The 25,669-nt window shown below is 70.8% G+C and carries 20 protein-coding genes and 2 pseudogenes; 5 read left to right on the top strand and 17 right to left on the bottom strand.

Annotation, left to right across the window (positions count from 1 at the left end):
• Positions 1–19: 19 nt before the first annotated feature.
• The 7 genes from ACQEXA_RS37205 to hrcA all read right to left on the bottom strand — a co-directional run bounded on the left by ACQEXA_RS37205 (position 20) and on the right by hrcA (position 8,690).
• Complete coding sequence (locus ACQEXA_RS37205) at positions 20–3,226, bottom strand: S41 family peptidase (protein WP_433132242.1); 3,207 nt, start codon at positions 3,224–3,226, stop codon at positions 20–22.
• A 71-nt stretch (positions 3,227–3,297) separates the two neighbouring features.
• Entirely contained in the window at positions 3,298–3,858 is a 561-nt protein-coding gene (locus ACQEXA_RS37200; RefSeq protein ID WP_432927516.1) for a hypothetical protein, read from the bottom strand.
• 129 nt (positions 3,859–3,987) lie between these two features.
• Complete coding sequence (locus ACQEXA_RS37195) at positions 3,988–4,380, bottom strand: VOC family protein (protein WP_432927518.1); 393 nt, start codon at positions 4,378–4,380, stop codon at positions 3,988–3,990.
• A gap of 15 nt (positions 4,381–4,395) precedes the next feature.
• Positions 4,396–5,136 carry a 16S rRNA (uracil(1498)-N(3))-methyltransferase gene (locus ACQEXA_RS37190; RefSeq protein ID WP_432927520.1) on the bottom strand — a complete coding sequence of 247 codons (741 nt, stop codon included), beginning with the start codon at positions 5,134–5,136 and terminating at the stop codon, positions 4,396–4,398.
• Entirely contained in the window at positions 5,133–6,206 is a 1,074-nt protein-coding gene (locus ACQEXA_RS37185) for a nitronate monooxygenase (RefSeq protein WP_432927522.1), read from the bottom strand. The genes ACQEXA_RS37190 and ACQEXA_RS37185 overlap by 4 nt, the downstream gene beginning before the upstream one ends.
• A 327-nt stretch (positions 6,207–6,533) precedes the next feature.
• Positions 6,534–7,670 (bottom strand): molecular chaperone DnaJ, encoded by a 1,137-nt coding sequence (dnaJ, locus tag ACQEXA_RS37180; protein ID WP_432927524.1) that lies wholly within the window; start codon positions 7,668–7,670, stop codon positions 6,534–6,536.
• Entirely contained in the window at positions 7,671–8,690 is a 1,020-nt protein-coding gene (hrcA, locus tag ACQEXA_RS37175) for a heat-inducible transcriptional repressor HrcA (protein WP_432927526.1), read from the bottom strand. It abuts the gene before it with no gap.
• 193 nt (positions 8,691–8,883) lie between these two features.
• On the opposite strand from hrcA, the gene ACQEXA_RS37170 reads away from it, so the two are divergent.
• Positions 8,884–9,618, top strand: coding sequence for an MBL fold metallo-hydrolase (locus ACQEXA_RS37170; protein ID WP_432927527.1), 735 nt, complete (start codon positions 8,884–8,886; stop codon positions 9,616–9,618).
• A gap of 34 nt (positions 9,619–9,652) precedes the next feature.
• Entirely contained in the window at positions 9,653–10,456 is an 804-nt protein-coding gene (locus tag ACQEXA_RS37165; protein WP_432927529.1) for a DUF3097 domain-containing protein, read from the top strand.
• A 69-nt stretch (positions 10,457–10,525) separates the two neighbouring features.
• Here the strand turns inward: ACQEXA_RS37165 and hemW are convergent, their stop codons facing one another.
• The 4 genes from hemW to lepA form a co-directional block, all read right to left on the bottom strand.
• Entirely contained in the window at positions 10,526–11,758 is a 1,233-nt protein-coding gene (hemW, locus tag ACQEXA_RS37160) for a radical SAM family heme chaperone HemW (protein WP_432927531.1), read from the bottom strand.
• A gap of 52 nt (positions 11,759–11,810) precedes the next feature.
• Complete coding sequence (locus ACQEXA_RS37155) at positions 11,811–13,751, bottom strand: SpoIIE family protein phosphatase (protein ID WP_433132240.1); 1,941 nt, start codon at positions 13,749–13,751, stop codon at positions 11,811–11,813.
• Positions 13,752–14,136: 385 nt separating this feature from the next.
• Positions 14,137–16,011 carry an AMP-dependent synthetase/ligase gene (locus ACQEXA_RS37150; RefSeq protein ID WP_432927535.1) on the bottom strand — a complete coding sequence of 625 codons (1,875 nt, stop codon included), beginning with the start codon at positions 16,009–16,011 and terminating at the stop codon, positions 14,137–14,139.
• Positions 16,012–16,298: 287 nt separating this feature from the next.
• Positions 16,299–18,167 carry a translation elongation factor 4 gene (lepA, locus tag ACQEXA_RS37145; RefSeq protein WP_433132238.1) on the bottom strand — a complete coding sequence of 623 codons (1,869 nt, stop codon included), beginning with the start codon at positions 18,165–18,167 and terminating at the stop codon, positions 16,299–16,301.
• A 296-nt stretch (positions 18,168–18,463) separates the two neighbouring features.
• Between lepA and rpsT the strand changes: the two genes are divergently transcribed.
• Positions 18,464–18,730 carry a 30S ribosomal protein S20 gene (gene rpsT / locus ACQEXA_RS37140; protein ID WP_432927539.1) on the top strand — a complete coding sequence of 89 codons (267 nt, stop codon included), beginning with the start codon at positions 18,464–18,466 and terminating at the stop codon, positions 18,728–18,730.
• A gap of 206 nt (positions 18,731–18,936) precedes the next feature.
• Here the strand turns inward: rpsT and holA are convergent, their stop codons facing one another.
• The 4 genes from holA to ACQEXA_RS37120 form a co-directional block, all read right to left on the bottom strand.
• Positions 18,937–19,926 (bottom strand): DNA polymerase III subunit delta, encoded by a 990-nt coding sequence (gene holA / locus ACQEXA_RS37135; RefSeq protein ID WP_432927541.1) that lies wholly within the window; start codon positions 19,924–19,926, stop codon positions 18,937–18,939.
• 82 nt (positions 19,927–20,008) lie between these two features.
• Positions 20,009–20,254 (bottom strand): hypothetical protein, encoded by a 246-nt coding sequence (locus ACQEXA_RS37130; RefSeq protein WP_361824271.1) that lies wholly within the window; start codon positions 20,252–20,254, stop codon positions 20,009–20,011.
• 60 nt (positions 20,255–20,314) lie between these two features.
• On the bottom strand, positions 20,315–21,157 hold the full coding sequence (locus ACQEXA_RS37125) for an arylamine N-acetyltransferase family protein (protein WP_433132236.1): 843 nt from the start codon (positions 21,155–21,157) through the stop codon (positions 20,315–20,317).
• A gap of 4 nt (positions 21,158–21,161) precedes the next feature.
• Complete coding sequence (locus ACQEXA_RS37120) at positions 21,162–21,323, bottom strand: hypothetical protein (RefSeq protein WP_432927545.1); 162 nt, start codon at positions 21,321–21,323, stop codon at positions 21,162–21,164.
• 91 nt (positions 21,324–21,414) lie between these two features.
• Between ACQEXA_RS37120 and ACQEXA_RS37115 the strand changes: the two are divergent.
• Positions 21,415–21,927 (top strand): annotated as a pseudogene (locus tag ACQEXA_RS37115) (recombinase family protein); the annotation flags it as partial.
• Positions 21,928–21,974: 47 nt separating this feature from the next.
• Here ACQEXA_RS37115 and ACQEXA_RS37110 read toward each other — a convergent pair.
• Positions 21,975–23,273, bottom strand: coding sequence for an ISAs1 family transposase (locus tag ACQEXA_RS37110; protein ID WP_433132235.1), 1,299 nt, complete (start codon positions 23,271–23,273; stop codon positions 21,975–21,977).
• Positions 23,274–23,330: 57 nt separating this feature from the next.
• Here ACQEXA_RS37110 and ACQEXA_RS37105 point away from each other — a divergent pair.
• A pseudogene (locus tag ACQEXA_RS37105) lies at positions 23,331–23,804 on the top strand (recombinase family protein); the annotation flags it as partial.
• 78 nt (positions 23,805–23,882) lie between these two features.
• On the opposite strand, the gene ACQEXA_RS37100 reads toward ACQEXA_RS37105, so the two are convergent.
• Positions 23,883–25,589: an ISAzo13 family transposase gene (locus tag ACQEXA_RS37100; RefSeq protein ID WP_433128026.1), complete on the bottom strand. Its 1,707-nt coding sequence runs from the start codon at positions 25,587–25,589 to the stop codon at positions 23,883–23,885.
• Positions 25,590–25,669 lie beyond the last annotated feature (80 nt).

Here is a 25,669-nt window from a genome sequence, read left to right as displayed (position 1 = left end):
GCACAGCGGCTGCGACGGATCACAGCGGCGGCAGCTCCGGCGGGGTCTTCGACGGGTGTTCCTCCAGCGCGGCCAGCGCCCTCCGCACCGCCTCGTCCAGCTGGGCGTCCCGTCCGGCCGCGTAGTCCTGCGGAGCCTGGACCACCTCGACGTCCGGATCGACCCCGTGGTTCTCCACGCCCCACCCGTAACCCTCCAGCCAGAACGCGTACTTCGGCTGGGTCACCAGCGTGCCGTCCACGAGCCGGTACTTGCTGTCGATGCCGATGACGCCGCCCCAGGTGCGGGTCCCGACGACCGTTCCGATCCCGAGCGCCTTGATCGCCGCGTTCACGATGTCCCCGTCCGAGCCGGAGAACTCGTTGGCGACGGCGACGACGGGCCCGCGCGGGGCGTCCTCGGGGTAGCTGTACGCCCGCAGCCCGCGCGGGAGGTCCCATCCGACGATCCGCCGCGCGAGCTTCTCCACGACCAACTGCGAGGTGTGCCCGCCCCGGTTCTCGCGGACGTCCACCACCAGCCCCTCCCGGGCGACCTCGATCCGCAGGTCGCGGTGGATCTGGGCCCAGCCGGGCGCCTGCATGTCCGGCACATGCAGATAGCCGAGCCGCCCACCGGACTGCTCGTGCACGTACGCCCGCCGGTCCGCCACCCACGCGTGGTACCTGAGCGGTTCCTCGTCCGCGATCGGCACGACGACGACATGCCGCGGATCGCCGCCGCCCGCCGGTGAGACCGTCAGCTCCACCGGTGTGCCCGCCGTGCCGACCAGCAGCGGCCCGGGCCCGGTCACCGGGTCCACCGGCTGACCACCGACCGCGATGATCGCGTCCCCGGCCCGTACGGCGACGCCGGGCGCCGCCAGTGGCGCGTGGGCGGCCGGGTCGGAGGTCTCCGAGGGCAGCACGCGGTCGATCCGCCAGCCGCCGTCCTCGTGCCGGGAGATGTCGGCCCCGAGGAGCCCCTGCCGCCGGTCCCCGCCGGGCCCGTGGCCGTTCGGGGTGACGTACGCGTGCGAGGTGCCGAGCTCTCCCTGGACCTCCCAGAGGAGGTCCACGAGATCGTCGTGCGTGGCGACCCGGGCGATCACCGGCCGGTACCGGTCCAGTACGCCCTGCCAGTCGACCCCGTTCAGGTCGGCCCGCCAGAAGTTGTCCCGCATCAGGCGGCCGGTCTCGTCGTACATCTGCCGCCACTCGGCCGCGGGGTCGACCGTCTGCCGTACCCGCGACAGGTCGACGGTGACGTTGGCGTCGCTGTCGTCGTCGTTGGGGGCCCGCCGGTCGCTCGGCACGGCCTTGAGCTTGCCGTCGGTCCACAGCAGCACCCGCTTGCCGTCACCGCTGACCGCGAACTGGTCGGCGTCCGCGGCGAGGTGCTCGATGCGCTGCTGGACGAGGTCGTAGCGCTCCAGCTCCGTCTTGGGGTCCGGATCGTCGGGCGTGGCGCGCGAGGCACCGAGCACCCCGCGCACCGGGTGCCGCAGCCACAGCACCCCGTCCTTGGCGGCCCGCAGCCCGGAGTAGCGCGCGGCCTCGACCGGGAAGGGCACGATCCGGTCGGCCAGCCCGTCCAGGTCGATCCGGGTCGTGGGTGCGCCCTCGCTGTCGGGTGTCTCGTCCTTCTCGGGCGCCGCGAGGGGACGGCCGTGGCGCTGCGGCCCGAAGGGGGACGGGGTGGTCGCGGCGAGGGTGATCAGGTGCGGCCGCGAGCCGCCCACGAACGCCAGGTCGAAGACGTGTTCGTCGTAGACCGGGTCGAAGGAGCGTGCCGAGAGGAACGCCAGGTGCTTGCCGTCCAGGGTGAACGCCGGTGAATAGTCCCGGAAGCGCAGCGGGGTCGCCTCCGTCACCGAAAGGTCGGCCGTGTTGGCGAGCTTGAGGTGGCGCAGCGGGCGCGGACCGGGGTGCGACCAGGCGAGCCACGCCGAGTCCGGCGAGAAGACGAGCCCGGTGACCTCCCCGTCCTCGCTACGGTCGACCTCGCGCACCTCACCGCTGTCCCGCTCGACGAGCAGCACCCGTCCGTCGTGTGCCGCGACCGCGACCCGGCTGCCGTCCGGCGCCACCGCGAGCCCCAGCACCCGTCCCAGCCGCCCGGCCGCGAGCCGGCGCGGGACGGCACCGGGCAGCAGGCCGGTGGCGGGAGCGAACTCCAGCGCGTCCTCGCCCTCCGCGTCCGTCACCCACACCACCCACTCCTCGCCGTCGGCGCGGAAGGCGCGCGGCAGCCGGGCCCGTACGCCGGGTTCGGCGGCGAGCGCACGGGCAGGGCCCGAGCGGTGGGTGACCCAGTGGACGGCACCGCGCACGGAGACCGCGCTGCCGCGCCCGGTGTGGTCGGGCGAGGCGGCTCCGAACCAGCGGGCGGCGCTAACGGGGTAAGGCTGGACGTCGACGCGCTGGCCGCCGAGCCGGATGTCCAGCCGCCGGGGCTCGGCCCCCTCCAGGTCGTCGAGGAGCCAGAGTTCACCGGCGGCGGCGTACACGACACGGGTGCCGTCGGTGGCGGCGTGCCGGGCGTAGAAACCGTCGAGCGGGGTGTGCCGCCGCAGGTCCGAGCCGTCGGCGAGCGACGAGTACACCGCCCCGATGCCCTCGTGGTCGCAGAGGAAGGCTATGCGCTCGCCCACCCACGCCGGGTACTCGATGTTCCCGTCGAGGTCCTCGTGCAGCCGTACGAACTCGCCCTCGCCCTCCCGGTCGATCCACAGCTTGCCCGCGGTGCCGCCCCGGTACCGCTTCCAGTGGGCGGCCTCACGGCCCATGGGCGCGGACAGCAGCACCCTGGCCGGACCCTGGGCGACCTCGCCGACGGGGCCGTACGGCAGTGTGGTGGCTGGTCCGCCGTCGAGCGGTACGGTGCGCACCCAGGTGCGGCGCAGCGAGGCCTGGCCGACCGTGCTCAGGGCGAGCACCTCGCCCTCACGGGTCCAGCCGCGCACCTGGGTCTTCGAACTGCCCCAGTGCGTCAGGCGCTTGGCGGGGCCGCCGTCGATCGGGGCGATATGGACCTCGGGCGCACCGTCGCGGGTCGAGGTCCAGGCGACGGTCGTACCGTCCGGAGATATCCGAGGATGGTTGACCGGGACGTTGTCGGCGCTGACCCGCCAGGCGCGGCCGCCGTCGAGGGGAGCGACCCAGACGTCGTCCTCGGCGGTGAAGGCGACCAACTCGCCGTACAGATGCGGGAACCGTAGATACGCGCGCGATGCGGACTGAGTCACCAGGTCACCCTAAGCAGCGATCCCGCTCTCGAACAGGGGTTTACCCCACATGATCCGGTCCCGTGCAGCCGTCACTTGCCCCGCACCGGCCAGCAGGTGGGATCGCCCTGGCACCAGATCGTCCTCGTCACGGTGACGGTGGGGCCGGGCTGCCCGGGCGCGGCCGGCTGGAAGGAGACGGGCGGCGCCGGTGTGGCCGCGTGGCAGTCGCCGAGGCCCCGGACGTGGAACACCTGCCTGCCGCCCACCGTGGCCCTCAAGTCCCCGCGCACGCAGGCGCCGTCGACGGCACGGGTGACGCGGCCCTTGACGGTGATGTCCCTGTCGTCGTCCGTGCGCCCCTGGCAGTCGACGGTGACGACGGTGGTCTCGGAGGGCGCGGGCGTCCTCCCGGACACGGCGCTCCTGCCGCCGTTGCCGTAGGTGCCCGTACAGCTGAGCCAGCGCACCTTCACGTGCTGCCGCTCCAACTCCTGGGTGGCGGTCCGGTCGGTCGTGTACGCCACCGAGACGGAACCGAGATCGCCGGGCTGGCAGGCCACGACTCCGCCCATGACGGCCGCCACGACGCCGGTGACCACCACGGCCCGCCGCCCCGCCGGCCGCCGCCCAATACGTCTCAATGCCACCATGGACGGCAGATTGCCACCCTCGCGCCGTCGACGGTAGGGCGCATACGGCCACCCGGGGGCCCGTGTTCCCCGGTGCGAGCAGCGGTTCCGATGGGGCGGAATCGCTGCGTGCCTTCTGCCGACGCGCCGTCAGGGGCGGAGCAGCAGCCACTCCTGAAGCTCGATCAGGTTCCCCTCGGGATCCCTGAGATGGGCGACACGCATGCGGTCGGTCATCGAGGCCGGACCGTGCACCAGTTCGGCGCCGCGGGACGTCGCCTGCTCGCAGTACGCGTCCAGGTCGTCCACGCGCAGCACCACCAGTGAGCGGTGGCCCACCGGCTCCTCACCCAGTTCGCCGAGGATCCCGGCCATCATCGCCCGGTCCTGCAGCGCGATGCCCGCCGAGCCGGTGGCGGGGCTGAACTTCTCGTAGGGCCCGTTCACCGCCCCCGACTGGGGTTCGAGGCCGAGTACCTCGGCGTAGAACCGGTAGCAGCGGGGGAAGTCGGTGACCAGCAGCCGTACTTGGGCGAGTTCCACGGTGTTCCCCGGATGTCAGGACCAGCGGCCCGTGCGGCCGAGCAGCAGCGCGGCCGCCACGGTCCCCGCGGTCGATGTCCGCAGGACGGTGTGCCCCAGCCGGAACGCCCGCGCCCCCGACTCCCCGAACTGCGCCAGCTCCTCCGGGGCGACGCCTCCCTCGGGTCCGACGACCAGCACGATCTCACCACGGGTGGGGAGCTCCACGGTCGCCAGGGGCTCGTCGCCGCTCTCGTGCAGGACCGCGGCGAAATCGGCTTCGGCGAGGAGTGCCGCGACCTGCTTGGTGGTCGCCGCGTCCGCGACCTCAGGGAAGCGCACGCGGCGGGACTGCTTGCCCGCCTCCCGGGCGGTCGCCCGCCATTTGCCGAGCGCCTTGAGCCCGCGGTCGCCCTTCCACTGCGTGATGCACCGGGACGCCGCCCATGGGACGATCGCGTCCACCCCGACCTCGGTCATGGTCTCCACGGCCAACTCGCCCCGGTCGCCCTTGGGCAGGGCCTGGACGACGGTGATGCGAACGGGCGCCGGGGGCTCCTCGTGCAGGGACTCCAGGTCCATGACCACCAGCCGGTCCTTGCCCTCGGCCGCCTTCACCACCCCTTCGGTCCACCGTCCGCGCCCGTCGGTGAGGACCACGTCCTCACCGGGCCGCAGCCGCTTCACCGAGACAGCGTGCCGCCCCTCCGGTCCGTCGAGTACGAACTCCGGCCCAATTCTGTCGAGTTGGTCCACGACGAAGACGGGAGCCGTCATCGCCCGGCACCTCCCCTCGACAACACTGTCGCGGCCACCAGTTCCGCCGCGAGCACCTCCACCAGCTGCGCGGCGGGCAGTTCGCGGGCCAGACGGTGCCCCTGCCCGGCCCACAGCCCCATGCCCTGCGCGTCACCCGCCTTGGCGGCCGCCTTGCGCAGCGTCGAGGTGAGGTGGTTGATCTCGGGGTACGCGGCGGGCGCGTAAGGCCCGTGCTCGCGCATGAACCGGTTGAGCAGACCGCGTGCCGGGCGTCCGGAGAAGGCGCGCGTCAGCTCCGTGCGGACGAAGAGGGGGTCGGTCAGCGCCTGCTTGTGCAGAGGGTGCGCGCCGGATTCGGGCGTGGCCAGGAACGCGGTGCCGAGCTGCGCCGCGCTCGCGCCCGCCGCGAGCACCGCGGCGATCTGACTGCCGCGCATGATGCCGCCGGCCGCCACGATCGGGATCCGTACGGCCTCGCGCACCTGCCCGACGAGCGAGAGCAGTCCGATGCCGGACCCGTCGTTCTCCTGGATGTCCCGGTGGGTGCCCTGGTGGCCGCCGGCCTCGACACCCTGCACGATCACCGCGTCGGCGCCCGCCTCCTGCACCGCGAGGGCCTCGTCCGCGGTCGTCGCGGTGACCAGCGTGAAGGTGCCCACACGCCGAAGGGAGTCCAGGGCCGCAGGCTCGGGCACCCCGAAGTGGAAGGAGACCACGGGAACCGGGTTGTCGAGGAGGACGGCCAGCTTGGCGTCGTAGCCGTCGTCGCGGCCGCTGTCGGGATCGCCCAGTTCGGTCTCGTACCAGGCGGCCTCGCCGGCGAGCTGCTCGGCGTAGACCTCGACGGCGGCGCGGTCGCAGTGGTCGGGCTGCGGCATGAACAGGTTCACCCCGAAGACGCTGCCCGTCAGCCCCCTGAGCTGCTTGATCTCCTGGTACATCCCGTCGGCGGTCTTGTAGCCGGCGGCGAGGAACCCCAGGCCGCCGGCGTCGGACACGGCCGCGGCGAGAGCGGGGACGGAGACGCCGCCCGCCATGGGGGCCTGCACGATCGGATGGCGGAGAAGATCGGTCAGCGCGGAGGACATGACGGCATGTTGCCACGTCCTTGGAACAAGTCCGAATCCGGGCGTCCCCTGGCATATGCCAGGGGAAGAGGCGGCGGGTCAGAGGTGGTGGCCGGGCGTCCGCGGGCGGCACGATCCGGTCCACGAGCGGCACGATTCAGCCCAGTCCAGGCGCAACCGGCCCGTCATGGAGTCCCCCCGCTCGAGCGAGGTCGAGAGTGGAAGATCGAGGACGAGGCCGTTCAGACCGAAGCGCGAGCTTCGGCGCGGCAGCCTGGGGGCGGCAGCCTCCGGTAGGGCCACCCCGGCGCCGGGTGCGTCACCGACGCCGGGTGGCCACTCCACGGGTCAGCGCCCGTTGAACGCGTCCTTCAGCCGCGAGAACAGTCCCTGCTGTCCCGGCTGGAACTGGCCCTGAGGGCGCTCTTCGCCGCGCAGCTGCGCCAACTCCCTGAGGAGCCGTTCCTGTTCGGGGTCCAGCTTCGACGGGGTCTGCACCTCGACGTGCACGACCAGGTCGCCCCGGCCGCCGCCGCGCAGATGCGTGACACCGCGGCTGTGCAGCGGGATCGACTGCCCGGACTGGGTGCCGGGACGGATGTCGATCTCTTCCAGGCCGTCCAGCGTCTCCAGCGGGACCTTGGTGCCGAGGGCGGCCGCCGTCATCGGGATGGTGACCGTGCAGTGCAGGTCGTCACCGCGACGCTGGAAGACCGAATGCGGCAGTTCGTGGATCTCGACGTACAGGTCGCCGGCGGGACCGCCACCGGGGCCGACCTCGCCCTCGCCCGCGAGCTGGATCCGCGTGCCGTTGTCGACACCCGCGGGGATCTTGACCGTGAGCGTCCGGCGGGAGCGCACCCGCCCGTCGCCCGCGCACTCCGGGCACGGGTTCGGGACGATGGTCCCGAAGCCCTGGCACTGGGGGCACGGCCGGGAGGTCATGACCTGGCCCAGGAAGGACCGCGTGACCTGGGAGACCTCACCGCGGCCGCGGCACATGTCACAGGTCTGCGCGGATGTGCCGGGCGCCGCGCCCTCACCATTGCAGGTGTTGCAGACGACGGCCGTGTCGACCTGGATGTCCTTCGTCGTGCCGAAGGCGGCCTCGTCGAGCTCGATGTCGAGCCGGATCATGGCGTCCTGCCCCCGGCGGGTGCGCGAGCGCGGTCCACGCTGCGACGCCGTGCCAAAGAACGCGTCCATGATGTCGGAGAAGTTTCCGAAGCCGCCCGCACCGAAGCCGCCCGCACCGGCCGCGCCCGACTGGGACAGGGGGTCGCCGCCGAGGTCGTAGACCTGCTTCTTCTGCGGGTCCGAGAGGACCTCGTAGGCGGCGTTGATCTCCTTGAACCGCTCCTGCGTCTTGGGATCGGGATTGACGTCCGGGTGCAGCTCGCGGGCGAGCCGACGGAACGCCTTCTTGATCTCATCCTGCGACGCGTCGCGGCGCACGCCGAGTACGGCGTAGTAGTCCGTGGCCACTTACGACTCCGCCAGGATCTGTCCGACGTACCGTGCCACCGCTCGTACCGCTCCCATCGTTCCCGGGTAATCCATGCGGGTCGGTCCGACCACGCCGAGTTTCGCTACTGCTTCGCCGCCCGAACCGTAGCCCACCGAGACGATGGACGTGGAGTTGAGTCCCTCGTGGGCGTTCTCGTGGCCAATACGCACGCGCATGGCCGGATCCTTCGCCTCTCCCAGCAACTTGAGCAGCACGACCTGTTCCTCGAGTGCCTCGAGGACGGGACGGATGGTGAGAGGGAAGTCATGTGCGAAGCGGGTGAGATTGGCGGTGCCGCCGATGATCAGCCGCTCCTCGGTCTCCTCCACGAGCGTCTCCAGAAGGGTGGAGAGCACCGTCGAGACCGTGCCGCGGTCCTCCGGTTCGTCGAAGGCCTCCGGCAGGTCCTGGACCAGCTGCGGAACGTCCGCGAAGCGGCGGCCCACGACCCTGCTGTTGAGACGCGCGCGCAGATCGGCGAGAGACGTCTCTCCGAACGGCGCCGGGCAGTCGATCATGCGCTGCTCGACCCGGCCGGTGTCCGTGATCAGCACGAGCATCAGCCGCGCGGGCGCCATCGACAGCAGCTCCACATGGCGCACCGTCGAGCGCGTCAGGGACGGGTACTGCACGACGGCGACCTGCCGGGTGAGCTGTGCGAGCAGCCGCACGGTGCGCGTCACCACGTCGTCGAGGTCGACCGCGCCCTCCAGGAAGTTCTGGATCGCGCGCCGCTCGGGCGGGCTCATCGGCTTGACGGCCGCGAGCTTGTCCACGAAGAGTCGGTAGCCCTTGTCCGTGGGGATGCGTCCGGCGCTGGTGTACGGCTGGGCGATGTACCCCTCCTCCTCCAGCGCGGCCATGTCGTTGCGGACGGTGGCCGGGGAGACACCGAGCTGGTGCCGCTCGGTGAGCGCCTTGGAACCCACCGGCTCCTCGGTACCGACGTAGTCCTGGACGATGGCGCGCAGCACTTCGAGCCTGCGTTCACTGAGCATCGCGCACACCTCCAGCGATTCGTCCCCTTGACGCTCCCCTGGCACTCTGCGTGTACGAGTGCCAGCATCCCGGAGCAAGTGTACGGCGGTCGGGTACGCACCCGGCAAGGCCGGGCGACGCCGTCGTACCGACGTGTACCGACCTGTCCTGGGCTGTCCTCCCGGATCGGGCGCCTACCGATAGCGTCGGCGCATGACGGTGCTGTGGGAAGGGTCCGGGTGGGAGGCGCTCGGTCCGGGAGCGGGGCGCACACGGCTCCCGGGCTGGAACTGCACGGCGGGACTGGTGGTCGGCGAGCACGGGGCCCTGATGGTCGACGCGGGCTCCGGCCCGGGCGAGGGCGCGCGGTTGCGTACCGAGGCGCTGCGGCTGCTCTCGACCCTCGGCGGGGACCGGCGTGTGACCCATCTCGCGCTCACCCACCCCCACTTCGACCATGTCTTCGGTGCGGCAGCCTTCGCGGACGCCGAGGTGTTCGGCGCGGCAGGCATCGACACGGTGCTCGTCCACGAGCGGGGCGAACTGGTCGCGGACGCGGTGCGCAACGGCCTGGACGCGGAGGTGGCGGCCGAGGCGGCGGACCTCCTGGTGCCTCCGCGCCATCAGGTCTCCGGTGAGTGGACCCTGGACCTCGGCGGGCTGCGGGTGCTGCTGGCGAACGTGGGACCCGCCCACACGGCCCACGACCTCGTCGTCCTCGTCCCCGGGGAGCGGGACGTCGTCTTCTGCGGCGACCTCGTGGAGGAGTCGGGCGAACCCCAGGCGGGCCCGGACGCGGTGCCCTCCCACTGGCCTGCGGCTCTGGACCGGCTGCTGGAGCTGGGCGGGGAGGACGCGGTGTACGTGCCCGGGCACGGCGCGGTGGTGGACGCGGGGTTCGTACGGGCGCAGCGCGACGAGTTGGCGGCACGTTACGGCGTGTCGTAGAACCTGGCGTAAGGCTTCTCCTATCGTCATCCGAATGCGCCAGTACTCGCCGGACCTGACTCCGCCGTGGAAGAAGCCCAAGCCCGTCCCGGAGGTCCCGGCGGATCCCGGTCTGGTGGTCGAGGAGCCGCGCACCGGCTTCTGCGGCGCGGTGATCCGCTGCGAGGCGGGCACGGTGACCCTGGAGGACCGCTTCGGCAAGCACCGGGTGTTCCCGCTGGAACCCGGGGGCTTCCTGCTGGAGGGCCGGGTGGTGACGCTGGTGCGCCCGTCAAAGATTCCGGCGCGTCCCACGCATACGGCCTCGGGCTCGGTGGCCGTCCCCGGGGCCCGCGCGCGAGTGGCCCGCGCCGGCCGTATCTACGTGGAGGGCCGCCACGACGCGGAACTGGTCGAGAAGGTGTGGGGCGACGACCTGCGCATCGAGGGCGTGGTGGTCGAGTACCTGGAGGGCGTCGACGACCTGCCGTCCATCGTGTCGTCCTTCGCGCCCGGCCCCGACGCCCGCCTCGGCGTGCTGGTGGACCATCTGGTCCCCGGCACCAAGGAGTGGCGCATCGCCGAGTCGGTGACGAGCGAGCACGCACTGGTGGTGGGCCACCCCTACATCGACATCTGGCAGGCGGTGAAGCCCGCGGCCCTGGGCATCCCGGAGTGGCCGCGCATCCCGCACGGACAGGACTGGAAGAAGGGCGTGTGCCGGGCCCTGGGCTGGCCGGAGAACACGGGCGAGGCGTGGCAGCGGATCCTGTCGCGGGTACGGTCCTACAAGGACCTGGAGCCGGAGCTGCTGGGCCGCGTGGAGGAGCTGATCGACTTCGTCACGGCGCAACCGTGAGCGGCGGCAGCGTACGAACCAGGTGAGGGATCGAACCGCTGCTCCGCGTTGGTTCCCCCGGCTGTGTGATCAGTCCACCAGGTCCCGTACCACCGCGTCCGCCAGCAGCCGTCCGCGCAGCGTCAGCACCGCTCGTCCCTCCCCGTACGGCTCCTCCTCCAGGAGCCCGTCCGCCAGGGCACGGCGCGACGCCGCCAGCCCCTCCTCCCGCAGCAGGGACAGCGGCACTCCCTCCCGCAGCCGCAGTTCCAGCAGGATGCGCTCCACCCGGCGGTCCTCCTCCGACAGGACCTCCCGTCCGGCGCCCGGCGACCGCCCCGCCGCCAGTGCCGCCGCGTACGCCCCCGGATGCTTCACGTTCCACCAGCGCACGCCGCCCACATGGCTGTGCGCGCCGGGGCCCGCGCCCCACCAGTCGGCGCCGCGCCAGTACAGCTCGTTGTGGAGGCAGCGACCCGCCTCGGACGTGGCCCAGTTCGAGACCTCGTACCAGTCGTAGCCCGCGGCCCCCAGCGCCTCGTCCGCGATCAGATAGCGGTCCGCGTGGACATCGTCGTCCGTCATCGGGATCTCGCCCCGGCGGATGCGGCGCGCGAGTTGGGTGCCCTCCTCGACGATCAGCGCGTACGCCGATATGTGGTCGGGACCCGCGCCCAGCGCCGCGTCCAGCGATGCCCGCCAGTCGTCGTCCGACTCCCCCGGCGTGCCGTAGATCAGGTCCAGGTTCACATGCTCGAAGCCCGCCGCCCGCGCCTCGGCCACGCAGGCCTCGGGCCGGCCCGGGGTGTGCGTGCGGTCCAGGATCTTCAGGATGTGCGGGCGCGCGCTCTGCATGCCGAAGGAGATCCGGTTGAAGCCGCCCTCCCGGAGCGTGGCCAGATAGCGCTCGTCGACCGACTCCGGGTTCGCCTCCGTCGTCACCTCCGCGTCGTCCGCGAGCCCGAACTCGTCGCGGATCGACCCCAGCATCCGTACGAGCTCCTCCGCGGCGAGCAGCGTCGGGGTGCCGCCCCCGACGAATACCGTGCGGACCTCGCGCGGGTCGTCGCCCAGCACCTTGCGGGACAGGCGGATCTCGTCGATCAGCGTCTCGGCGTAGTTGTCGCGGGACGCCAGCACTCCGCCCGTGCCGCGCAGCTCCGTCGCGGTGTAGGTGTTGAAGTCGCAGTAGCCGCAGCGCGTGGCGCAGTACGGCACGTGGAGGTAGAACCCGAGGGGGCGCTCGGCGGCTCCGGCCAGGGCGTGCGCGGGCAGCGCCCCGTCGTCGGGGACGGGCTCGCCGTCGGGGAGTGCGGAAGGCATGTCCTCCATTGTCCCGTACCGCCGGGACAACCCGGCTGTGCCGATGAGGCGGTCATTGCGCCTGCAGCACCAGCAGCGCCAGGTCGTCCTCGGGCGGCTGCTCGCCGAACTCGTGCACCAGCCTCCTGATCCGCTCCGCGATCAGCTCCGCGCTCAGCCCGGCGCAGCCCGCGAGCGCGGCGGCCAGCCCGTCCCCGTCGTCGAACTGGCGGGGGCCGCTGCGCCGCTCTGTCACCCCGTCCGTGACGCACAGCAGGCTGTCGCCGGGATGCAGCTCGAAGGTCTCGCAGGTGTACGGCACGTCCTCGACGACCCCGAGCAGCGTCTGCGACCGCCCCATGGCCCGTACGCCGCCACTCGGGCCCAGCAGCAGCGGCAGCGGGTGCCCGGCGGCGGCCAGCGTGCAGCGCACTCCGCCCTCGAAGGGGACCAGCTCGCCGTACAGGAGCGAGAGGAAGCGGGCGTGTGGGCCGTCGTCGATGACCGGCACGGGCGCACCCGCGGCCACCAGAGCCCGCGCCGCCGCGTCGGAGGCCTCCGTCGCGTCGTCCAGCAGAAGCTGGTTGAGGCGGTCCAGCACATCGGGGACCGCGTAGCCCTCGCGGGCCAGCAGCCGCAGCCAGGGCCGGGCAAGCCCGATCACGACGGCCGCCTCGGGACCCTTGCCCTGGACGTCGCCGAGCGCGAAGCACCAGCGTCCGGCGCCGGCCGGGAAGATGTCGTAGAAGTCGCCGCTCGGTCCGCCGCCCTTGTCGCAGGGCTCGTACACGAGCGCGCTGCGCACCCGGGGGATCTCGGCGACCGCGCCCGGCAGCAGCCCGCGCTGCAGCACCCGGCTGATGGTGGCCTGGCGTGCGTACTGCCGGGCCGCACCGATGGCCAGCGCCACCCGGCGGCTCAGGTCCTCCACGAGCCCGGTGATCTCGTCGGGGAAACGCAGCAGCCCGGCCCGCCCGATGACGAGCGTGCCCAGCGGCCGGCCGCCCGCGATCAACCGGTACGCGAGCGCCGCCCCGGTCGCACCCCGCGGGCCGAGCGCCTCGCCCGGCCAGGGCACGGGCACCGCCCTGGAGCGCACCGCCTCGGGCAGCCGGGGCGGATCCTTCTCCAGGGCCAGGCGCAGTTCCTCGATGCGGTTCTCGCTGCCGTGCCAGACGCGCGCGAGCCGGGGCCCGGCGGCGATCGCCGCATCGGGCCCGTGCCAGCCGGTCGCCTCGTCCTCCAGCCAGACCGCGCACCAGTCGGCGAGCCGCGGCACCAGGAGCTGTCCGGCGAGCGCGGCGACCAGGTCCTCGTCGAGCTGTCCGGCGAGCAGGTCGGAGGCCTCGGCGAGGAAGGAGAGCGCGCCGCGGCCCCGCCAGTCCCGGTCGTACACGGCGCGGGCCGGCTCGGTGAAGGCGGGAAGTTCGGGTCCGAGTATCTCGGCCGCGCTCAGCCCGTGTTCCAGGGCGCCGTCACCGGCGTAGGCCTCGAGCTCGTCCTCGGCCTCGAGGACGTGGTCGAGGGGCAGCAGTGCCCAGACCGTCTTGCTGCCGGGGCGGTAGGTGATCCCCCAGGCCGTGGAGAGCGTGGACACGAGCCGCAGCCCGCGCCCGTACTCCGGTATGCCGTAGGGGCGTTCGGCGCCGTCGTCCCGTACCGCGCGGGAGGGGTGGTGGTCGGAGACCTCGACGACGAGGCCGGTCGGCTCGTCGTCCGTGTTCTCGAGACGGCAGGCCACGTCGACGTCCGTGCCCGCGTGCACGACGGCGTTGGTGACGAGTTCGCTGACGACCACCAGCGCGTCGTCGGTCAGCCGTTCCGTGAAGGTGTCGGGCTCGGCGGCCCGTGCCCAGTCGGACAGGGCGGCGTGCACCAGCCGGCGGGCCGAGCCGGCCGCGAGCGGTCCCCCTGGCAGCGTCGCACGCACCACCGTGTGCAGCCCCGCGGCTTCTTGCACAGGCGCATCAGGGCCACGGGAGACGGTCTCCCGTTGCGTGGGAATGCCCCGCATGGACGGCTCCCCGAGCGGTTCGGACGATTACGCGTCTGACAATGCGGACAGAGTGACAGACCGGGAACGCCCATAAGCGTCGAGTTACCGAAGTGGGTCGCCATGAGTGAGAACAGTGCTACAGATGTGTTCGAAGACGGACAGATTCGAGCATCGGAACGGCACCCTTTGCTCATGACGAGGACAGCCGCCCGGACGGCGGCTCCAGATGCTGCCGAGGAGGGGCCCGGCCAGGTGGCGGCGCCGAGGCGCTGGTCCACCGCCGGGGCGGCGGCTCTCGGACCCGGCGGAGTGCCGCGATCACGTCGGAAAGCTGCGGCGGCCGGTGGCGGGGAACGTCAAGCGGTGCCGTCGGCCCCAGCCGACGGCACCGCCCGAGGCACCCCTACGCTTCGCGCGCCCCCGCGTACATCTCGTCGATCAGGTGCTTGTACTCCCGCTCCACGACCGGCCGCTTCAGCTTCAGGCTCGGCGTGATCTCCCCGTGCTCGACGTCGAGGTCCCGCGGCAGCAGCCGGAACTTCTTGACGGTCTGCCAGCGCTGGAGGCCCTCGTTGAGTTGCTTCACATAGCCGTCGACCATCTCGACCGTAGCGGGCGCGGCGACGACCTCGGCGTACGACCTGCCACCCAGGCCGTTCTCCTTCGCCCACTCCATGAGGGCCACCTCGTCCAGGGCGATCAGCGCGGTGCAGAAGTTACGGTCGGCGCCGTGCACCAGGATGTTGGAGACGTACGGGCACACCGCCTTGAACTGGCCCTCGACCTCGGCCGGCGCGATGTACTTGCCGCCGGACGTCTTGATGAGGTCCTTCTTGCGGTCCGTGATGCGCAGGTAGCCATCGGGGGAGAGTTCACCGATGTCGCCGGTGTGGAACCAGCCGTCCGCCTCGAGGACCTCGTCGGTCTTCTCGGGCAGCCCGTGGTAGCCCTCCATGATGCCCGGGCCGCGCAGCAGGATCTCGCCGTCGTCCGCGATGCGCACCTCGGTGCCGGGCAGCGGCTTGCCGACCGTGCCCGTGCGGTACGCCTCGCCCGGGTTCACGAAGGAGGCCGCGGAGGACTCGGTGAGGCCGTAGCCCTCAAGGATGTGGATGCCGGCGCCGGCGAAGAAGTACCCGATCTCGGGCGCGAGGGCCGCGGAACCGGAGACGCAGGCGCGCAGCCGGCCACCGAAGGCCTCGCGGATCTTGGCGAAGACGAGCGCGTCGGCCACCTTGTGCTTGGCGCCCAGGCTGAAGGGCACCGCGTGGGTACCGGTCCGGCGGAAGTTGTCCTGGGAGACCTTGGCGTACTCACGTGCGACCTCGGCCGCCCACTGGAAGATCCGGTACTTGGCCGCGCCGCCGGCTCGTGCCTTGGCCGCGACCCCGTTGTAGACCTTCTCGAAGATGCGCGGCACGGCCGCCATGTACGTCGGCTGCACGACCGGCAGATTCTCGATGATCTTGTCGACCCGGCCGTCGACGGCGGTGACGTGCCCCACCTCGATCTGGCCGGAGGTGAGCACCTTGCCGAAGACGTGCGCGAGCGGCAGCCACAGGTACTGCACGTCGTCGCTGCCGACCAGCCCGGTCGCCGCGATCGCCTTCGCCATGTACGCCCAGTTGTCGTGCGGCAGGCGCACACCCTTGGGGCGGCCGGTGGTACCGGAGGTGTAGATGAGGGTGGCGAGCTGGTCCTTGGTGATCGCGCCGACCCGCTCCTTGATCAGCTCGGGGTGCTTCTCCAGATAGGCGGCGCCCCGGGTCTCCAGCTCGGCGAGGGTGAGCACCCAGTCGCCGGTCTCGACGCCCTTGGGGTCGATCACCACGACATGGGTCAGCTCGGGCAGCTCGGCGCGCCTCTCCCGGGCCTTGGCCAGTTGCTCCGCGTTCTCCGCGATGAGCACCTTGCTCTCGGAGTCGGAGAGGATGAAGGCCGACTCCTCGGCGTTGGTCTGCGGGTAGACGGTCGACGTGGCCGCGCCGGCGCACAGGATGCCCAGGTCGGCGAGGATCCACTCGACCCGCGTCGAGGAGGCGAGCGCCACCCGCTGCTCCGGCTGCACACCCAGCTCGATCAGTCCGGCCGCGATGGAGTAGACCCGCTCCGCGGCCTCGGCCCAGCTCAGCGACTTCCATTCGTCCGGGCCCTCACCGGAGGCCGGGGGCACGGGGTAGCGGTAGGCCTCTGCCTCGGGCGTTGCCGCCACGCGCTCCAGAAAGAGGGCCGCCACGGACGGCGGACGGTTCTCGATCAAAGTCTGTGTGTCGCTCACGACATCCTCCGGGGCCCGCGACGGTGCGGCTGACTCAGTGCAGCTGACTCGATGACTCAATACTGATGGCTCGATGCGACTGGCTCACGGCGTCCGGCGTCACTCCGGCGCACTTGTTTAACTCGCGAGTAACTACCGAGCAGAGATCAGGGTAGAGCCCGACCGGCCGGTGCGTAAGGGGCGGTGGCGTGTCACTTCCAACAGAGAGCGACCGGGTACACGCACAGGACCCGTCGCACTTTCGTACGACGGGCCCCTGTTCGGCCGGTTTTCCGGGGATCCCTCGGTTACTTCTTGCCCTTGGCCGACCCCGCGCTGTCATCGCTGGACAGGACGGCGATGAAGGCCTCCTGGGGAACCTCCACGGAACCCACCATCTTCATCCGCTTCTTTCCCTCCTTCTGCTTCTCCAGCAGCTTCCGCTTACGGGAGATGTCACCGCCGTAGCACTTGGCGAGGACGTCCTTGCGGATGGCGCGGATGGTCTCGCGGGCGATCACCCGGGAGCCGACGGCGGCCTGGACCGGCACCTCGAAGTTCTGCCGCGGGATCAGCTCCTTCAGCTTGGCGACGAGCCGGACACCGTAGGCGTACGCCTGGTCCTTGTGGGTGATCGCCGAGAAGGCGTCCACCTTGTCGCCGTGCAGCAGGATGTCCACCTTGACCAGGGAGCTGTTCTGCTCGCCGGTGGGCTCGTAGTCCAGCGACGCATAACCGCGGGTCTTGGACTTCAACTGGTCGAAGAAGTCGAAGACGATCTCCGCGAGCGGGAGCGTGTAGCGGATCTCGACTCGGTCCTCGGACAGGTAGTCCATGCCGAGCAGCGTGCCGCGGCGGGTCTGGCACAGCTCCATGATCGCGCCGATGAACTCGGTGGGCGCGAGGATCGTGGCCCGCACGACCGGCTCGTAGACCTCTTCGAGCTTGCCCTCGGGGAACTCGCTCGGGTTGGTGACGATGTGCTCGGTGCCGTCCTCCATGATCACGCGGTAGACCACGTTGGGCGCGGTGGCGATCAGGTCGAGCCCGAACTCGCGCTCCAGGCGCTCGCGGACCACATCGAGGTGGAGCAGGCCGAGGAAGCCGACGCGGAAGCCGAAGCCGAGGGCGGCGGAGGTCTCCGGCTCGTAGACGAGCGCGGCGTCGTTGAGCTGGAGCTTGTCGAGGGCCTCGCGCAGGTCCGGGTAGTCGGAGCCGTCGAGCGGGTACAGGCCCGAGAAGACCATCGGCTTCGGGTCCTTGTAACCGCCGAGGGCCTCCTGGGCCCCCTTGGCCTGGCTGGTGATCGTGTCACCGACCTTGGACTGGCGGACGTCCTTCACACCGGTGATGAGGTAGCCCACCTCGCCGACCCCGAGCCCGTCGGCCGGGAGCATCTCAGGCGAGCTGACACCGATCTCCAGCAGCTCGTGGGTCGCGTTGGTGGACATCATCCTGATGCGCTCGCGCCTGTTGAGCTGTCCGTCGACGACACGGACATAGGTGACGACGCCCCGGTAGGAGTCGTACACCGAGTCGAAGATCATCGCGCGGGCGGGCGCGTCCACGACGCCGACCGGCGCCGGGATCTGCTCGACGGCCTTGTCCAGCAGGGCCTCGACGCCGAGACCCGTCTTGGCGGAGACCCTGAGCACGTCGCCGGGCTCGCAGCCGACGAGATTCGCGAGCTCCTCGGCGAACTTCTCGGGCTGTGCGGCCGGCAGGTCGATCTTGTTGAGGACGGGGATGATCGTGAGGTCGTTCTCCATCGCCAGGTAGAGGTTGGCGAGGGTCTGGGCCTCGATGCCCTGGGCGGCGTCGACGAGGAGGATCGTCCCCTCGCACGCGGCGAGCGACCGCGAGACCTCGTAGGTGAAGTCGACGTGCCCAGGGGTGTCGATCATGTTCAGGATGTGCGTGTTGCCCGGATCGTGGGTCGGGGCCCACGGCAGACGCACCGCCTGGGACTTGATCGTGATGCCGCGCTCGCGCTCGATGTCCATGCGGTCGAGGTACTGAGCGCGCATCTGCCGCTGCTCGACGACACCGGTCAGCTGGAGCATCCGGTCGGCGAGCGTGGACTTGCCGTGGTCGATGTGCGCGATGATGCAGAAGTTGCGGATCAGTGCCGGGTCGGTACGGCTCGGCTCGGGCGCATGGCTAGGGGTGGCGGGCACGCAGGGTCCTGATTCTTGAGGCGTCCGCAGTGTCTGCGGTCTCGGGTCGGATCGATACGTAGCCTCCATCGTCCCACGCGCGGGAGGCTGCGACCGTTTTGGGCCATGTCGTGACGGGCCGGACGGCCGGATCGGGCGACGCCCGGGGGCCTCTGCGGCTGGTTTGGGCCGCCAGAAGGCGGCTGGTAGCCTGGGTGGCTGTGCCTCATGCCCTCTCAGCGCGAGGCACGACTTCAAGAAATCATCGGTGCGTGAGGCTCCCAGCCCCGCGTGCCTGAACCTGAAAAGGCTCATTCGTGGCGAACATCAAGTCCCAGATCAAGCGGAACAAGACGAACGAGAAGGCGCGCCTTCGCAACAAGGCCGTCAAGTCCTCGCTCAAGACCGCGATCCGCAAGGCTCGCGAGGCCGCTGCCGCGGGTGACGCCGGGAAGGCCACCGAGCTCCAGCGCGCTGCCGCGCGTCAGCTCGACAAGGCTGTCTCGAAGGGCGTCATCCACAAGAACCAGGCCGCCAACAAGAAGTCGGCGCTGGCCACCAAGGTCGCGTCCCTCAAGGGCTGACACTTGATTTGACGCCGGAAGGAATCGAGCGGGCCCTCTCTCATCCGCTCCCATCCGGCACCCCGGGTTCGTACGCGGCCTGCGTTCGCCACGCGGGTACGAGCCCACGAGCTTGAACCGAAGGCCCCGCCACCGCCCTTCCCCAGGGTGAGCGGTCGGGGCCTTCGGTGTGCCTGCACGATGCCGCCCCGGGCGGAAGCCCGCGACTAGCCCCGGCCTCTGGAGCGCGCCGCCCGCGCGATTGTGACGACCGCCTTCTCCAGGGCGTACTCCGGATCGTCCCCGCCGCCCTTCACGCCCGCGTCGGCCTCCGCGACCGCCCGTAGGGCGACCGCCACCCCTTCCGGTGTCCAGCCCCGCATCTGCTGGCGGACCCGGTCGATCTTCCAGGGCGGCATGCCCAGCTCCCGGGCGAGGTCCGCGGGACGCCCGCCGCGCGCCGACGACAGCTTGCCGATGGCCCGCACGCCCTGCGCGAGCGCACTTGTGATCAGCACCGGCGCCACGCCCGTGGCCAGCGACCATCTGAGCGCCTCCAGCGCCTCCGCGGCCCGGCCCTCGACCGCCCGGTCCGCCACGGTGAAGCTCGACGCCTCGGCCCGCCCGGTGTAGTAGCGGCCGACCACCGCCTCGTCGATCGTGCCCTCGACGTCCGCCACCAGCTGGGACACTGCCGACGCCAGCTCCCGCAGGTCGCTCCCGATCGCGTCCACGAGCGCCTGGCACGCCTCCGGCGTCGCCGAACGTCCCTGCGCCCGGAACTCCCCGCGCACGAACGCCAGCCGGTCGGCCGGCTTGGTCATCTTGGGGCAGGCGACCTCGCGTGCCCCCGCCTTGCGCGCGGCGTCGAGCAGTCCCTTGCCCTTCGCGCCGCCCGCGTGCAGCAGTACAAGGGTGATCTCCTCCGCGGGCGCGGCGAAGTACCCCTTCAGCTCCTTGATCGTGTCGGCCGACAGATCCTGCGCGTTGCGGACGACCACGACCTTGCGCTCGGCGAACAGCGAAGGACTCGTCAGCTCGGCGAGCGTGCCCGGCTGCAGCTGGTCCGAGGTCAGATCCCGTACGTCCGTGTCGGCGTCGGAGGCCCGGGCGGCGGCCACCACCTCCTGCACGGCACGGTCGAGCAGGAGGTCCTCCTGGCCCACGGCAAAGGTCACGGGGGCGAGGAGGTCATCGGTCGCGGTCTTCTTGGCCATCACGGAAAGCATCCCACGGGCCACTGACAACCCGGTCCGGCCGCCCTCCGGCCGCGGCCGGACCCCGGGTCACACCTCGGCGCTACGGCTCCTCCCGCCAGCCGTCCCACTCCCCCACGAACTCGTCCAGCTGCCCGGCATCGAGGACCTCGGCCTCGTCCCGCAGCACCACGAGCCACTGCGCGTCCTCGGCGTCGTCCTCGCCGGCCAGCGCGTCCCGGACGATCCGCGGTTCCTCGTCCAGCCCGAACCGCGCCCCGAGCGCCTCCGCCACCTCTTCCGCGGCATCGCGGTCGGGCAGCACCAGCACATGTCTCACATCGCTCACCACGTCATTTTCCGCTACGGCCGCTCCGCCCGACGCCGGGGCCGCCGTCGAAGACGCAGGTCACCGCCCGTCGTCCGAGGCCGCTCGGACCGTGGGCACCCGGTCCAACTCGATCCCGAACCGCTCCCGGTACGTCTCCAGCACCTCCTCGTCTCCCGCCAGTTCCGCCACCTCCGTCTTCCCGTCGGGGGCCGTCGTCGTCAGACGGCTGCCGCTGAGCGTGATCCGCCCGCCGTCCTCCGTGACCCGCGAGCACACCAGCGACCGCACGAGGTGCGACGCGGGAGAGGTGGTGTTCCACCAGGCTCCGACGGTGAAGTCCTCAAGCACCCGCGGCCGCATCTCCAGCCGGTACTGGAGCTCGCCGTCCCGCAGCACGTCGAGATCCCCGCACTCCGCGGCATCGCCGCCCCCGCGAACCCCTGCCGCATCCGCCCCGGCCTCGATCACCCGGAACGCACCGCCCGCATCCCGCTGCTCACCCCGCTCCCCGAACGCCAGCGGCCAGTGGCTGTTCGCCCCGAAACCGACGTCCGCGAGCCAGTCGCCCCCGTCCACCGTCCGCACCCGCAACGCCAGATGGGCGTACGGCACCCCCAGCCGCTCCTCCTCCCCGTACACCCGCGCGGCGAGCAGCGTGACATCGAAGCCGAGGGCCGCCAGCAACGCCCCGAACGCCCCGTTGAGCTCGTAGCAGAAACCTCCCCTGCGCCCTCCGCCGATCTTGTCCAGCAGCCGGCCCTCCTCGAGCACGATCTCCTCGCCGAGGTGGATCGACAGGTTCTCGAACGGCACGGTCTGCAGATGCCGAAGATGCAGCTCGCGCAGCACGTCGACGGTGGGCCAAGCGGGATACTCCACCCCGATTCGGCGGAGATAGGCGTCAGCCTGTGCGGAATTCATGTGCTCAGTCTCTCGCCACTCTCAGACCGGCGCCCGCACCTACGACGGCAATCGCCCCGTCCTCGTCGGTGCGCAGCACCATCGCGCCCTCCTCCCGCAGCGCCGCGACCGTGCCGGGAGCTGGGTGACCGTAGGGATTGCCGAAGGCTTCCAACAAGTAGTTCAAGGGGAAGCCGCCCATGACGGAAAACGTGCAGGTCAGAGGCGCTGGGCAATCGACTCGCTCACACAGTGCCGTGCCTACACAGCTCAGGGGCGTGTCTGCCCTCCGCCTCAGCGTCCTGACCGACGAAACCACCAGTCCCGAACGTCAGCGGGAAGCCAATCAGCGCGCTGCCGCTTCGATGGGAATCGACCTTGCCGACAGGGAAGCCGTTGACCTAGGCGTCAGCGCGAGCAAGACCACGCCCTTTGAGCGGCCGGAGTTGGGCGCATGGCTCCAGCGCCCGGACGACTTTGACGCGCTGGTCTTCTGGCGATTTGATCGCGCCGTTCGGTCCATGGACGACATGCACGAATTGGCGAAATGGGCGCGCGAGCACCGGAAAATGGTCGTGTTTGCCGAAGGTCCGGGCGGGCGGCTGGTGCTGGACTTCCGTAACCCGCTAGACCCCATGGCTCAGCTCATGGTCACGCTGTTCGCGTTCGCGGCGCAGATGGAAGCTCAGGCAATCCGGGAGCGCGTAACCAGCGCGCAAGCTGCAATGCGGGTCATGCCTCTTCGCTGGCGTGGTTCCCGTCCGCCGTACGGCTACATGCCCGCCCCGCTCGCACGGCCCCGGCGTTGTTCCGTTACGTCCGACTTCGTAGTAGTTGATCAGATGCCGTAGATGGCGAAGGCGTCGTTGTGGTTGAGGAGATCGCGGCGGGCGTGGGCGATGTTGGCTCGTCCGGCGAGGCGGAACGTGCTGATGCCCAGGTTGCGGAAGCTGGCCAGGGTTCGGGGGGCGGTGCCGGTCCGGACCTGGGAGTTGTCCTCGTGGAAAGTGACGTCCCGCACCCAGTGGATCTTGTTTTCGATGGACCAGTGGGCCCTCTCGTAGTGGTTGAGGTGAGCGGGGCCGGCGAGGTGGGCGGGCATGCTGGTGACGCCGAAGACGATCTCCTTCCCGGTCCAGGTGCCGTCGAGGCCGCCGGTGTCACGGCGCAGGCGGAAGACCTGTCCCGCGCCGGGGAAGAGGGCGTCGTCGGCTTGGGCGGTGCGGATCGTGCGGCGCTCGGTGCGCCCGTGCCCACGGTCGTCCTCGGCCTCGGTGGTCTCGGTCCACTCGGCGTCGGTGCCGGCCAGCAGCGCCTGGGCCGCGGCGCGGGCCAGCGGCTGGTTCCCCTTCAGGATTAGGACGTAGTGGGCGTCGAGCCGGTCCGTGATCAGGCGGGCGGTCTTCTTTGTGGTGTGCAGGGCATCCAGGGTGAACACCCATCCAGGCAAGGCGAGTTGGGTCAGCAGGGTGCGGGCCGCCTCGCCCTCGCCGCGCTTGTCCGGAACCTGGGTCTGGCCGAGGACCGCGCCGCTGGCGTGGGCGACCGCCCCGACCAGGAAGACCCGCCCCGATTCGGTGCGGGCGCCGGTCAGGGCCTTGCCGTCGAAAGCCGCGGCGGGCAGGAGCCCGGCCGGCGCCGGGTGTTCCACGGCCCGCTGGGCGGCGCGGCGCTGTTCGCGCTCGATGGGCCCCGGGGTGCACGGGATCTCGGGCGCCGTTGCGGTTCCGGCCGCGACTTCGGTGACGTAAGCACAGGTCGCCGCGTCCAGGGCGTCGGCGTCCAGGTCGGCGAGCACGCGGCGGAAGGTGCGTTCGCTGGGTACGAGGTACTGGCCGGCCAGCGGGTCGTACCGGGCGCCGATGCGTGCCAGTTTGATCTGCGGGGCGCGGGTGGCCCACTGCCAGATCGCGGTCATGGAGTCGCCGCCGACCACCAGCGTCGCGCACGCAGCCAGCACCAGGATCACCACCAGAGGATGCCGCCGCCCTCGCTCCACGCGCCGGTCAGGGACCTGGCGCAGCCTGCTGACCAGCGCAGAATCCGCTGCCGCAGGGTCGGCGGCGAGCTCGGCCTCCCACAGCGCGAGGTCGGTGAGCTGGCCAAGGACAGAGCTGATCAGAGAGGATGCGGACACGAGCGCGGCTCCTGAGACGATCTTCTGGCGTAGGAACCTGAAAGGTCATCAGAGGCCGTGCTCGCCTCGCAACTTGCCACCTCACTCCACCGACAAACAACCCAAAACCCATCAACGATCAACTACGCCGGGGCCGTGGCCCCGCTCGAAGGTGGCGGGTGGACCCTAGTGCAAGATCCGGAAGCCGTCGCAGTAATTGAGCGGATCATCAAGGAACTGCACAGCGGAAAGACAGCGGCGGCAGTCGCAACCGGTCTGAACACCGACGCCATTCCTTCACCCCGCGATCACTGGAGTCTACGGAAAGGGCGCGGCACGGGAGGAAAGACGGGCGGCGAAAAGGGCGAGACCGTTCAGCGTGAGCGCTTCGCGTGGCGGCACGGGGCGATCAAGGAACTGCTCACCAGCGAGCGGCTGTTGGGCTGGAAGACGCAGGACAACAAGCCCGTGCGGGACAGCAAGGGAGCGCCGGTAATGGCGACGGCTGAGCCGATCCCCACCCGCGAGGAATTCGACGCTGTGGGCGCGCTGTTCGCTGAGCGGGCCGTAGACAACAAGCATACCGACCGCACCGACACTGTTGCCCTCTTGCTAAGGGCGCGCAGAGAATCAACATGCTGGTTTGATCTTCGTTGGTGGCTGGTTGCCGTACCTGTCGAGGTGGGTAGCCAGGTCCGTTGGGGTGCGGAATCTGGCTGTCGACGGCGGGATCGTGTGGCCGGCCTCGGCCAGGAGGGGTCGCACTTCCTGGACAGCGCGGGTGAGGGTGCTTCTGGTGACGCCGAAGAGCTGGGCAAGCAAGTCATGGGTGCCGATCTTGCGCTGGTAGAGCACGGTGGCCAGGATCCGGTCGGCGTCGGAGAGCTTGTCCTTGGCCCCTGCGCCGCGTGTTCGGTGTCGTTCGCCGCCCCGTCGCTCGTGGCGGAGCCGCTCGCGCTGTTCGGCCAGGGCAGGGATCAGATCGTTGAGCAGGGTGTCCAGTTCGACGAAGGTCATGCCGGTCAGCTCAGGGTCCCAGAGCATGGAGCCGTCGATGCGAGCCGGTGCTGCAGCCGGCCGGGCGACGGTCGCGGGATCCGTCCTCGGGCCGGGAGTGGGCGGGGCATCGGCGGGGTGGAGCGTGTAGTTCCAGTCTCCGTGGAAGCGGTGCCTGCTCATCGCCAGGGCGTCGATCTCGGCGTCGGTGACTTTGATGCCGGTGTCGTAGGTGTTGGTGTCGAGTGCGGCCTCGACCCGGAGCCCGGTGCCGGTGGTGGTGGCTGCGATGGTATTCACGATGACGTCGTGGCTGGTCAGCGGTCTGCCGCGCCAGTTCATGGAGATGTGGGAGAACAGCCGGTGCTCCACTCTGTTCCATTTCGATGTGCCGGGCGGCATGTGGCAGACCGTGATCTGCAGGCCGGTCTCGGCCGCGAGGGCTGCGAGTTCGGTCTTCCATGCGCGGGTGCGGTAGCCATTGGAGCCGCCGGCGTCCGCGGTGATCAGCAGCCGTGCGGCATGCGGGTAGTCGTGCCGGCCACGGGCATGCCACCAGCGGCCAATCGAAGCGACCGCGAAGGCCGCGGTGTCGTGGTCGCACCCGACGTTGACCCAGCCGGTGTTCGCCGTGATGTCGTAGATCCCGTAGGGGATCGCCTTGCCCGGCCCCTGCCGGTCGAGGAAGTCGTGCGTCTTGACCTGCACCGGCTCGCCCTGAGGCTGCCACTCACGCCCAGCGTTCTTGTACTCGCCGACCAGCTCTTTCTTCTTCGTGTCCACGCTGATCACCGGATCCCCGGCGTCTCGGTGATCGCGGGCCTGTTCGTTGATGTAGCGGAACTGCGCGTCGCGGTCGGGATGCTGGCTGCCCTCGATCGTCTTGGCGTTGGCCTGCAGACTGAAGCCCTCCTCGCGCAGCAGGTCACCGACGGTGTCCGCCGAAACGCGATGGCCCTGCCGAGTGAGTTCACCGGCGAGTTTGCGCGTCGACTTCGTCGTCCAGCGCAGCGGCGACATCGGATCCCCACGCATATCCGGCTCGACCAGCGCCAACAGCGCAGGACGCAACCCCTCGTCCACCTCGGCCGCCCTCTTACGCCCGCCGCCGGGGCGGCGGACCCGTCCCGAAGGCTCCGCACCCGCCTCCAGCTCGTCGACGCCCTTGCGGACGGTGGTCTCGCTGACCCCGGCCGCCTGCGCGACCGCCCGGATCCCGCCGTGTCCCAGGATCCGGGCCTCGGTTCCCATCAGCAGACGGCGCTGACGCTCGTCCAGGTGCGGAACCAACACCGCTAATCTCACAAAGAGTTGATCACGAGTCTCCTGCGATATGGCCATATCACATCAACGAGCCAGATCCACGGAAGCAACACCTTGATTCTCTGCGCGCCCTAACGGCTTGGTGCGCGATAGCTGAC

The sequence above is a fragment of the Streptomyces sp. CA-106110 genome, from assembly GCF_050936285.1.
In the GTDB taxonomy this organism is placed as follows: domain Bacteria; phylum Actinomycetota; class Actinomycetes; order Streptomycetales; family Streptomycetaceae; genus Streptomyces.
This window is presented reverse-complemented; position numbering and strand designations above follow the sequence as displayed.

Bases quoted from the DNA above. Each gene is read 5' to 3' on its own strand.
- ACQEXA_RS37165 (WP_432927529.1), top strand. From the start codon at position 9,653: ATGCGCCAGTACTCGCCGGACCTGACTCCGCCGTGGAAGAAGCCCAAG.
- hrcA (WP_432927526.1), bottom strand. From the start codon at position 8,690: ATGCTCAGTGAACGCAGGCTCGAAGTGCTGCGCGCCATCGTCCAGGAC.
- ACQEXA_RS37100 (WP_433128026.1), bottom strand. From the start codon at position 25,589: ATGGCCATATCGCAGGAGACTCGTGATCAACTCTTTGTGAGATTAGCG.
- hemW (WP_432927531.1), bottom strand. From the start codon at position 11,758: ATGCCTTCCGCACTCCCCGACGGCGAGCCCGTCCCCGACGACGGGGCG.
- ACQEXA_RS37170 (WP_432927527.1), top strand. From the start codon at position 8,884: ATGACGGTGCTGTGGGAAGGGTCCGGGTGGGAGGCGCTCGGTCCGGGA.
- ACQEXA_RS37190 (WP_432927520.1), bottom strand. From the start codon at position 5,136: ATGACGGCTCCCGTCTTCGTCGTGGACCAACTCGACAGAATTGGGCCG.
- holA (WP_432927541.1), bottom strand. From the start codon at position 19,926: ATGGCCAAGAAGACCGCGACCGATGACCTCCTCGCCCCCGTGACCTTT.
- ACQEXA_RS37125 (WP_433132236.1), bottom strand. From the start codon at position 21,157: ATGAATTCCGCACAGGCTGACGCCTATCTCCGCCGAATCGGGGTGGAG.
- ACQEXA_RS37200 (WP_432927516.1), bottom strand. From the start codon at position 3,858: ATGGTGGCATTGAGACGTATTGGGCGGCGGCCGGCGGGGCGGCGGGCC.
- ACQEXA_RS37185 (WP_432927522.1), bottom strand. From the start codon at position 6,206: ATGTCCTCCGCGCTGACCGATCTTCTCCGCCATCCGATCGTGCAGGCC.
- ACQEXA_RS37155 (WP_433132240.1), bottom strand. From the start codon at position 13,751: ATGCGGGGCATTCCCACGCAACGGGAGACCGTCTCCCGTGGCCCTGAT.